Source organism: Bradyrhizobium sp. NBAIM08 (assembly GCF_020193935.1).
GTDB lineage: Bacteria > Pseudomonadota > Alphaproteobacteria > Rhizobiales > Xanthobacteraceae > Bradyrhizobium > Bradyrhizobium yuanmingense.
Genome location: NZ_JADYVR010000499.1, coordinates 1 through 434, shown reverse-complemented (window position 1 = coordinate 434; position 434 = coordinate 1). Strand labels below are relative to the sequence as shown.

Sequence of the window (434 nt, the reverse complement as noted above, 5' to 3'; positions counted from 1 at the left end):
GTCATTAGCCGATACCTGGTGATTCCCGCTCCAATTGACGATTACCTTCGCCAATGTGATAAATCGGCCGTCGACACCAGGCGTAAGACTGAGGAGACCCAGGGCCCGCAAGGCAATCTGCGCGCGATTTTGTTGAGCCGTGCGAAGGCCCATGAGGAGGTTCATGCTCAAGCTGGCCAGCGATGAGAATTTACTCGTTATTCATCCCCGCGCCTTTGCGCCTTGGCGACTCTGCGTTTATTTTCCACGGCGATAGAACTTGATGAAAGAGCCCAGCCCGGAAGCGCCATTCTCTTGGAGGGACGCGACGATCCTCGCCTTGATCTTCGCTCTCGGCGGGCTGGGCTATCTCTGCGACATCCACTCGCCGCTGGTGCTTCCGGCGCTTCCGTTCTTTGGCTTGTTTTTCTCGCTCGCCCTCGTCGCGCTCGGAG

1 protein-coding gene is annotated in these 434 nt (G+C 57.8%); it reads left to right on the top strand.

Translation table 11 applies throughout. The features are described 5' to 3' along the window. The coding region (locus tag I6F37_RS40645; protein WP_225154467.1) for a hypothetical protein at positions 1–186 on the top strand (186 nt) is incomplete at its 5' end. Positions 187–434: the final 248 nt, after the last annotated feature.